This window comes from Deinococcus sp. Leaf326 (genome assembly GCF_001424185.1).
Taxonomy (GTDB): Bacteria; Deinococcota; Deinococci; order Deinococcales; family Deinococcaceae; genus Deinococcus.
The window spans coordinates 1-9138 of the sequence record NZ_LMOM01000049.1; the positions used below are offsets into that span (position 1 = coordinate 1).

Annotated in this window: 8 protein-coding genes and 1 pseudogene; 3 read left to right on the forward strand and 6 right to left on the reverse strand. The window is 62.3% G+C overall.

Going from position 1 to position 9138, the window contains the following annotated elements; all coding sequences use genetic code 11:
* Together ASF71_RS15170 and ASF71_RS24550 are read left to right on the forward strand one after the other, a co-directional pair.
* Positions 1 to 326, forward strand: a 326-nt coding sequence (locus ASF71_RS15170; protein WP_200939724.1) for an ATP-binding protein, incomplete at its 5' end; no start/stop codon positions are given.
* Positions 327 to 448: 122 nt separating this feature from the next.
* Entirely contained in the window at positions 449 to 2464 is a 2016-nt protein-coding gene (locus ASF71_RS24550; RefSeq protein WP_056301854.1) for a PAS domain-containing sensor histidine kinase, read from the forward strand.
* A gap of 78 nt (positions 2465 to 2542) precedes the next feature.
* Here ASF71_RS24550 and ASF71_RS25845 read toward each other — a convergent pair whose 3' ends face one another.
* The 5 genes from ASF71_RS25845 to ASF71_RS15200 form a co-directional block, all read right to left on the reverse strand.
* On the reverse strand, positions 2543 to 3325 hold the full coding sequence (locus ASF71_RS25845) for an SRPBCC family protein (protein ID WP_156372864.1): 783 nt from the start codon (positions 3323 to 3325) through the stop codon (positions 2543 to 2545).
* A 224-nt stretch (positions 3326 to 3549) separates the two neighbouring features.
* Entirely contained in the window at positions 3550 to 5139 is a 1590-nt protein-coding gene (locus ASF71_RS15185; RefSeq protein ID WP_200939725.1) for an NAD(P)/FAD-dependent oxidoreductase, read from the reverse strand.
* Entirely contained in the window at positions 5136 to 5969 is an 834-nt protein-coding gene (locus tag ASF71_RS15190; RefSeq protein ID WP_162243122.1) for an alpha/beta hydrolase, read from the reverse strand. The genes ASF71_RS15185 and ASF71_RS15190 overlap by 4 nt, the downstream gene beginning before the upstream one ends.
* A 146-nt stretch (positions 5970 to 6115) precedes the next feature.
* Entirely contained in the window at positions 6116 to 6964 is an 849-nt protein-coding gene (locus tag ASF71_RS15195) for an SDR family oxidoreductase (protein ID WP_056301860.1), read from the reverse strand.
* Complete coding sequence (locus ASF71_RS15200) at positions 6961 to 7797, reverse strand: alpha/beta fold hydrolase (protein WP_056301861.1); 837 nt, start codon at positions 7795 to 7797, stop codon at positions 6961 to 6963. Before ASF71_RS15200 ends, ASF71_RS15195 begins: the two co-directional genes overlap by 4 nt.
* A gap of 88 nt (positions 7798 to 7885) precedes the next feature.
* Between ASF71_RS15200 and ASF71_RS15205 the strand changes: the two genes are divergently transcribed.
* Complete coding sequence (locus ASF71_RS15205; protein WP_082506080.1) at positions 7886 to 8524, forward strand: TetR/AcrR family transcriptional regulator; 639 nt, start codon at positions 7886 to 7888, stop codon at positions 8522 to 8524.
* Between the two features lie 300 nt (positions 8525 to 8824).
* On the opposite strand, the pseudogene ASF71_RS25850 reads toward ASF71_RS15205, so the two are convergent.
* Positions 8825 to 9138: pseudogene (locus tag ASF71_RS25850) on the reverse strand (hypothetical protein); the annotation flags it as partial.

A 9138-nucleotide genomic window follows, 5' to 3' on the forward strand; every position in this document is an offset into this window, starting at 1 on the left:
TGATCGGCAATGCCGTGAAGTTCACGCAGGGGCAGCACCCCGCCCGCATCCACGTGTGCATGAAGAACCACGAGCAGGACTTCGTGGTGTGCGTGCGGGACAACGGCGTGGGTTTCAACATGCGCCAGAAGGACCGGCTGTTCGGCATGTTTCAGCGCTTGCACCCCGCCGAGGACTTCAGCGGCGTGGGGATGGGTCTCGCCCTCGTGCGGCGACTCGTCCACCGCCACGGCGGCCGGGCCTGGGCCGAGAGTACGCCGGGTCAGGGCGCGACCTTCTACTTCGCCCTCCCCCGCCAGCCCGATCTGCTCCGCGACGGTTGTTGACCGCCAGGGCTGCTGGCCTGAGTGTATACATCGGCGGATTGCTGAAGATACTTGAGCCCACCTCAATAAAAGTTGTCGTACACGCGAGGGTGTAGTTAAAGCGCCTACACTACAGTGCATTTATGTCCTCCCATGACGATCCGCCCCCATTTTCGGCAGCTCAGGCGCTGGAAAAGATTCCCGAGCGGATCAGCGACGCCTACTGCGTGCTTGACCGGGAGTTCCGTATCCAGAGCGTGAATGGGGCGACCGAGCGCCTGCTTGGCCTGTCACGGACAACTATCGTGGGACGTTCACACTGGGAGGTGTTCCCAGCTTCCGTAGACGCCCCCATCGGCGCTGCACTCCGGCGGGTCGTCGAGGAAGGAACCGAGGAGCATCTGGCCCATCATTACGTAGGAGAGGGCTACGACCTGTATCTGGAGGTGGACGCCTATCCTACGGAGGAGGGCGGGATTGCTCTGTTCTGGCGCAACGTCACGGAGCGAGTTCAGGCCAAGCTGACGCTGCAGGCAAGTGAGGCGAAGTACCGCACCCTGTTCAACGAGATGGATGAGGCGTACGCCGTCGTCGAGGTGCTCGCCGACGCTCAGGGGCAATGGACTGATTTCCTCTTCATCGACGCGAATCCTGCGTTCGTGCGGCATACCGGAATGCCCTACCCCGTGGGGCGCATGGCGACCGAACTGTTAGGGAGGCCGAACCCGAGATGGGCCGAGCTCTACGGACGGGTCGTCGAGACAGGGGAGGCGCTGCGGGTGGAGGAGAGCGAACTTACACTTGGCCGTATCTTCGACTTGAATATCTTTCGTCTGGGGAATGAAGCAAGCCGACGGATTGCTGTGCTCTTCACCGACGTCACGGAACGGCGACAGGCTCAGGACGCATTGCGCGGGAGCGAGGAGCGGCAGACCTTTCTGCTGAAGCTCAGCGACACGCTGCGGGCGCAACCTGATGTGGATGCGGTGGTGAACCGGGCGCTGGGCCTGCTGGCCGAGCAGCTGAACTTGGACCGCTGCTATATCGGCGTATACCGAATTGAAGATGACTGGGGCGAGTTTCCCTATCAGGTGGGCAACGACCGCGTGCCGCCCGTGCCGAGTGGCGTGCGCCTGTCGGATTTTCCGGATGCCCTCCGGGTAGCGATTGACCAGACACTGGCGATCGGTGACGTCGCCCACGCCGCCGAACTCTCTGAACAGGACCGGCAGAATCTTGGCGCCCTCGGCATGGGCGCGCTTGTCGCCTCGACCCTGCGCAAGGGTCAGGGGCGGCCGTTCTGGTCGATCGTCGTCGTTTCTGCGACCGCCCGGCACTGGACGGCCAGTGAGATTGCTCTGATCGAAGAGGTCACCGAGCGCATCTGGACCGCTGTTGAGCGCGCCCAAGCAGAAGAGGCTCTCCGGGCCGTCAACACCAGCCTTGAGGAGAAGGTCGAAGAGCGGACCCGCCGCCTCGCCGACCTGAACGCGGAACTGGGGACGCTCATTACCCGCACCGCCCGGACGCTGGAAGCCCCGGTCGGGTATCTGAGCCAGTTCTTGGCAGCGGGGCAGGACGGAGAAGGGGTGCAAGAGCTGACGCCCTCGACGCTTTCGACGCTTCATGACGAGTTGAGCCGGCTCAAGGGGATCACCCAGGATCTCCAACAACTCGCTCAATTGGAAGTCCATGATCTGCGCCGCGACCTGCTACCGCTGAGCGAACTGTTCGCTGAAGTGCGGGAAGCTTTAGGAGAAACACGGGTCGCTTGGTCGGTTCGGCCCTTGCCTATCGTGCGAGGCGACCGGGCTTTGCTCCGGCAGGCGCTCGAGGTGGTGCTGAAGTTCACCTTGAGTGAGACTCGGGGAGCGCGGCAGGTGGAGGCGTACAGCCAAGACGTCGACGGCGAAGTCTGGGTCACGGTTCAGGATGACGGCGTCAGTCTTGGTGGTGAGGAGGCCGCCACCCTGTTTGATCTGGCGGTGCGCAGTGAGCAATCTGTGCCGCTGTTGGAGGGCAGCGGCCTGGCACAGGCCCGACGAATTCTGGCGAGGCATGGAGGCTGGGCCTGGGCCGAGGCATTGAGAGGAGGGCGGATTATCCTCGCTTTCCCCCGAGACGACACGGTCAATGAGGTCGAAGCGCTATTCGAGTAAGGAAGAGCGGGAGTGGATCATCCAGATCTTCTCTGCAGACTCTGACGAGTTCGACGCGGTTTACCGGATCGTCGATGCCTATCCTGCAGCGCTGCTCTGGGCTCTAGCCTGTGCCGTCGAACAGAGGCTCGGGGCGCTTCCCGGCAGTGAGCGCGAGCATGAGGCCGTCTTTGCGAGGAACAGCGCCTGAAGGACAGAACCTCGTTTAGGGCTCATCGGCCTGAACTGCGATAGAGACGGTATCGCGCCATAGCGTCTCCACTTTTGACCAGCTGAGGGCCGCTGGAGAGGTCCTATGCGAGCCCTAAACGAAGTGGTTTCACCAAGGGGTGCGGGCGCGCACAACGTATCTAATTCAATCAGACCGGCACCGGAACCAGGGACAAGGCCACGGCTCTGCGCTCCCCGAGGGCGACAGTACTGGCCTTCAGGAGGACGACAGGTCCTCTTGCATGGCCCGCGCCTGAGCTTCGAACCCTGCCTGCACCCAACGCACGGGGACGAAGGCGGCGCCTCGGTGGTGTAGGCCGTGTGGCCGTTTGGGAGGCGCGTGAGCGTCTGTACCCGCTCTGAGCGCAGGAGGCCCCAGCGGGCCAACGGACTGTCGTACCGCCAGGCGACTAGCGCCGCCCCGTCGGCAGGAGCGTGTATGCGCGTGACCTGTTCGTCGGAAGAGATGTACCGTCCCTCACGCCAGCGCAGCCGGAAGCGCATCTGCACGCCCTCGGCCGCGCGGCGGGCTCCCGTGACGTCCACCACGAAGGGATTCCAGCGCCTGTAGGCGCTGAAGTCCACGAGCAGTTCAAAGACCCGTTCCAGCGGGGCCTGAAGCGTGATCTCAGCGCGGGCGGCATGGGGCATGCGGGGCAGTATAGCGGGGGAGCAGGCCCTCAGAACCTCCACGAACCCCCTGGGCACCGGCCTTGACCCGAAGCGTGCCTGGTCAGATCGTCGATGCTTAGGCTCTGGCTTGCGCCGTTGAGGAGCGGCTCGGGGTGCTCCCAGACAGTGAGCAGAAACGTGAGGCCGTCTTCGTCAGGGACAGCGCATGAAGGACAGGACGGATTCTGTACGTTGCAGATCCATCAACCCCCACGCCTCGCCTGCGTCGGCGGGCGCATGAAGACCAAGGTACCGTCATTCAACGGCGTGAGCTGAATGGTGTACTTGTCCAGCAAATAGTTCTGGTACACCTGCCAGGGCTGTTTCGTTCCCTGCTTCGGCAACGTTGCCGCGGCGCGCGCCACGTACCCCGAATTAAACTCCAGCAGAGGTCGTGCTTCTGCCGTCGGGTCCGCCATCGGCGCCACCGAAGTGAAGCCACGCTGATTCATGTGCGTCAGCAGCCGGCATACGTAATCCGCCGTAAGTTCTGCCTTGAGGGTCCACGAGGAGTTGGTGTACCCGAAGGCGTACGCAAAATTCGGGACGCCCGACAACATCATGCCCTTGTAGACGAGTGTGGCTGGTACGTCGAGCGGCGTGCCATCCACCGTGAACTGCATGTCTCCCAGCACGTTGAGCTTGAGGCCCGTGGCGGTCACAACGATATCCGCCGGAAGTTCTCCCCCACCGGTCAGGCAGATGCCATCCGGGGTAAACGTCTTGATGGTATCCGTCACGATGGACGCCCGGCCCTCATGGATGACCTGGAACAGATCACCGTCTGGGACGGCACATACCCGTTGATCCCAGGGCTTGTGGTTCGGCGTGAAGTGGCGTGCGTCGAATCTTTCCCCCACGCGCTCCCGGGCAGCGTCCAGCAGTCGTTGGTTGAACAGGTCGGGTTTGCGACGTGCGATCTGGTAATAGAAGATGCTCGTCAGTACGTTTTTCCAGCGGATCAGGCCGTGCGCAACCGCTGGGGGCGCGAGTTTCTGGAGCTTCAGCGCGGTCTCGTCGACCAGGGGCCGGACGGCGATATGTGACGGAGAGCGTTGCAGCATCGTGACGTGCGCTGCGCGGTCCGCGAGGGAAGGGATGAGGGTAACGGCGGTGGCACCACTGCCGATTACCACGACGCGTTTCCCGGCGTAGTCGAGATCTGCAGGCCAGAACTGCGGGTGAACGATTTGCCCTTGGAAGGTGTCCTCGTTTGGGAAATCAGGGCGGTGGCCCTCGTCATAGCTGTAGTAACCGCTACACAGAAATAGGAAGCGGGCCTTACGCGTGACGCTTTGGACGTTCCCTCGGTCGTCGTGCGTCTCGGCCGTGATGTCCCACAATTGTTCCTGAGATGACCAGGCGGCTGCCTTCACTTTGTGGTGGAACCGAATCTTCGGCGTGATCCCCGCCTCATCGGAGGCTTCCTGAATGTACTGCCGAATATCCTCACCCGCCGCGATGGCGTTCTGACCTCGCCAGGGCTTGAAGCTGTACCCAAGCGTATACACATCCGAGTCGGAGCGGACGCCAGGGTAGCGGAACAGGTCCCAGGTGCCGCCGATCGCTCCACGCGCTTCCAGAACCTCGAAGCGTGTTCCAGGATTTTTGGCGAGCAGGTGCCGCGCAGCCCCAATGCCAGAGAGGCCCGCGCCGATGATCAGCACGTCCAGCGGCGCTCCATCTTCAACGTGGGAAGGCAAAGTCGGGCGGCGACGGACGGAAGCCCGTTTCACTGCAACGGACAATCCGGCGAGGACTGCTGCGCCCAGGACAAGTTGACGTCGTTTCACGTTGGAACTCCTCCGGAAAGACTGAGATTTCGGGCAATCTGCTTGTACACGTCTTTGGCCTCTGGAATCGCGGGCACAGCCATAAAGACGTGAAACCCACCAGGAGTCTCATATAGACGTACGTCCGCGCCCGCCTCCAAGGCTTGGCGGTGGAAGGTGCGGGCGTCCACGATGAAGAGGTCGTCGGTGCCCTGGAACACATCGATGGGCGACAACCCCGTGAGGTCAGCGCGCAGGGGGCTGAGCCAGGGGTGCTGTGGGTTGGCGTTCCCTGCCCACCAGCGGCCAACCAGGCACAGAGTGTCGACGCGCAGCATGACATCCCGCGGCTCCACCTCCCGGATGCGTGGGTCGCTGAGGGAGAGATCAAGCCAGGGGGCGAACAGCACCACGCGGCCTGGCTGAGGAAGGCCAGCGTCACGGTACCGGATAGCCTGACCCAGAGCCAGCGCGCCGCCTGCTGAGTCGCCGCACAGCACGACCCGTTCGGCGGGCATACGCGTGAGCAGGTCCCGGTACACAGTTTCGAGCAGCAGGTACGCGGCTTCGAACGTATGCTCGGGCGCCAGCGGATATAGGGGGACAGTGACGCTGGCACCTGTGGATCGGATGAGGGCTTCGAGCAGGTCCCAGTGGTTGCGGAGGAGTGGGTGAACATAAGCTCCACCGTGCGTGTAGATCACGTGCCATCCCGAGGCGTCCTTCCGAGGCGTGAGCAGGTAGACGGTAGATCCGTCGACCTGACGCTCCTGCACGTCGCACAGGGCCCGCAGAGACGCCGTGATCGGCGCAGGTTGCGGGTAGGGACGCGTACGGGCTGTGCGTTCCATGTCTGCAAGGTCGACGGGTCTTCTCCTCATGCGCAGGACAGTCTTGATGATGTGCATGGACAGGCTGGGCCGAGTAGAGGTGGCACGGTGGAGAAGCAGGCCACCCAGGAGGACTGAGGCACTCAGGACGGCACGGCGCGCGTGGGTCATCTCTGACCTCGGGAGCGGTTGGCCAGCAGGCGGCCCATTACCTGCCAGTACGTGCCGGGCAGGAGGCGTGCCAGCAAGTCCAGCACTTTGGCATCAGTGCCGACAATGACGCGGGGGCTTCTCCGCTCTACACCCTGCAGGATGATGCATGCAGCTTCGGCAGGCGAGAGGCGCAGGAGGCGGTTGTTGGCCTCGCGTTGCGCCTGGACTTCCTGAGCGGTGCTTTGGACGCCGCTGCCCACCGGGGCGCTGTTGGCGATGTTCGTCCGTACACCTCCCGGATGCACGACGGTGACGCCAATACCGTTTGGCGCGAGCTCATGCCGAAGGACTTCGCTGAAGCCGCGCACGGCAAATTTGCTGGCGGCGTACGCACTTTGCCCAGGCGGGCCGATGATGCCGTACAGGCTGGAGACATTTACGACATGCGGGGACAGTTCGGCCTTCAGGGCAGGTAGGAACGCCTTGCACATGGCGACCACTGCACGGAAGTTGATGCCCTGCACCCACTCAAACTCTTCAAGGGTCACTTCGTCAAAGGTGCCGCCCAGCGCCACGCCGGCGTTGTTGATCAGTAAGGTCACGCGGCGGTGCTCGCGCAGGACGGCGTCGGCGAGGGTGGGAATCTCAGCGGTGTGGCTGAGGTCGAAGGCATGCGTGGTGACGTGGAGGTCCGGGTGTTGGGCCCGCAGTGCATTCGCAATCCGCTTGAGGCCGTCCTCGTCCCGGTCGATCAAGGCGAGGTGGCTACCGCGCTGCGCGAGGTCGGTGGCCAGAGCAAGACCGATGCCGCTGGCGGCACCAGTGAGGACGGCGACGCCCCCCGTGAAGCTGTAGGGATTCATGGTTGCTCTCCTATAAAGTGCGTCACCAGCGTGTTGAACTCCTCAGCACGTTCGATCTGGGGCATGTGGCCTGTGCCGGGGAAGAGGTGTGTGCGGGCATGCGGGTAGAGGCGACGGGCGTGGTTCAGGTGCGTGGCAGGTAGGATCCGGTCCTGCTCACCCCAGACGATCAGGGTAGGGATCCGCAGGGCGGCGAGATGACGGGTCAAGGTGTCGCGCCACTCGGGATGCACGCCGCGCCAGTTGCCGAGAAACCGGGCAACACTGAGGTAGGCGCGGGAACGGTCGGGCTGTCCGGCGAGAAACAGGGCATGCTCACGGCGTGCAGACGTGGCGAAACGCGGATCGTGGAAAAGGCTTTTGACGGCGCGGGCACTGTTGCGGGGGTCCGGGGTCATCAGGCGTTCGCCCAGATGGGGCACAGCCAACATCCGGAGAGCGACGGTGACATCCTGTCCGAAGCCGGCGCTGTTGACGAGAACTAGCCTCCGGACTTGCTGGGGATACATCACGGCGAACTGCTGGGCGACCGCGCCGCCGAGGGAGTTGCCAATCAGAGTTACAGGCCGCGTTTCGTTCACGGCGTCGAGGTAGTGCTTCACGAATCTGGCAAGGCCTGCCAGGGTGTAGGACACATCGGGTTTGTCTGTGAGGCCGAAGCCGATGAGGTCGAGGGCATACACGCGGTGGCGTTCGGCGAGGGCGGGGAGGGTGTCGGTCCAGTCTTCGAGGCTCCGTCCAATGCCATGCAGGAGCACGACGGGGTCACCTTCGCCCTGGACCTGGTGACGGGTGCGGATCTCTCGCACGGAGAGGAATTCTGGTGTCTTCACGTCGTCTCCTGTTGGATAGAATCCAGTATGCGAATAAAAACTCAATTTCACAACTCGCGTTCCAATCGTGGAAAATATGACGGTAGAGATGAATAATCCTAAGAAAGCGGAGCAACAGCTCGCATTTCCGACGCGAAAACAGCCCCAACAGGCCCGCAGTCGTCAGATGGTGGACCGGCTATTGCACGCGGCCGCGCAGGTCTTCATGACGGAAGGCATCGAGGGTGCCACAACCAACCGCATTGCTGAAGTGGCGGGCGTCTCGGTCGGCTCGCTCTACCAATTCTTCCCGAACAAACTGACGATGCTTGCGGAACTTCAGCGCCTGTGGACTGAGCGGCTCGGCGCGGAACTCGATGTGACCTTCGGGCGCCCGCATCGACCGCTGGTCGACCTCGTGGATGAGGTCTTGGGGGTGCACGCGTTTCTGCAACGGGAGTCGGGGGGGTTGCTGGGCTTCTTGTTGACCAATCATCACGTCAAGGTGAACTCGTCGGTGCGTCAAACGGTTCAGGAACGACTGGAGCACATGGCGTCCTTGCGTCGTCTCGGCAGCGATCCGGTGCAGAACGTGATGATCGCGCGGATGACCATTCATATTGCTGACGCGCTCTATAGCCTCAGTCCGGAGGGCGCGAACAACCCGCAGGTGCGCGCGGAGGTGAGGCAGGCGCTGCTGGCCTATCTTGGCACGACGCTAAACGAACCACTCCCCCGAGGACTCTGAGATGTGAGGAGGGACCCAACTCACAGCACTGCAGAACCTTGGTGGGGACAATCCTGGTAAGCCTCACCAATCAGTCTTGGCACAGCGATGATTAGGGGGATTATTTAGGCTAGTTGTTCACGTTATGAGCACTTACAGCGTCCAAGTGAGGATTGGTCTGCTCACCCGATGTCCTCTTGCGGCTGAAACTCGCCCCGTTAGGCTATGGCGAAGAGTGATTTCATAGATCACAAATATCATTTGTTTAAAGATTTATTTGATGATTTAGACATAAGTTTCTAGCTGTACTTCGGGGAATATTCAGGGACCGCTGAACAACGCTGCACGGCACGCATAAAGGCGGCACCGGTCTCCTGATCGCCGGGGAACTTCCCCGGCGATCTCCCTTCGAATCTCAGGTACGGACTCGCCAAAAAAGCCATCCAGTTGGGCCAAGCGGAGCCATTGCAGGAAGAGCAGCGCAATTAAACAGAGCGCCGCGTGGTGGTTGAGCCCTTGCCAGCTTCTCCCTTCAAAGTGACTTAGCCCGACTTCCTGTTTGAGCTCCCGGTGACCCAGCTCGCAGGCCCAGCGTTGCTTCGTCACCCGAATCAGGTGATCAAACGACGTCTCTG

Excerpts from the sequence above, each read along its gene's own strand:
- ASF71_RS24550 (WP_056301854.1), top strand. The coding sequence starts at position 449 with ATGTCCTCCCATGACGATCCGCCCCCATTTTCGGCAGCTCAGGCGCTG.
- ASF71_RS25845 (WP_156372864.1), bottom strand. The coding sequence starts at position 3,325 with ATGCCCCATGCCGCCCGCGCTGAGATCACGCTTCAGGCCCCGCTGGAA.
- ASF71_RS15190 (WP_162243122.1), bottom strand. The coding sequence starts at position 5,969 with ATGGAACGCACAGCCCGTACGCGTCCCTACCCGCAACCTGCGCCGATC.
- ASF71_RS15195 (WP_056301860.1), bottom strand. The coding sequence starts at position 6,964 with ATGAATCCCTACAGCTTCACGGGGGGCGTCGCCGTCCTCACTGGTGCC.
- ASF71_RS15205 (WP_082506080.1), top strand. The coding sequence starts at position 7,886 with ATGAATAATCCTAAGAAAGCGGAGCAACAGCTCGCATTTCCGACGCGA.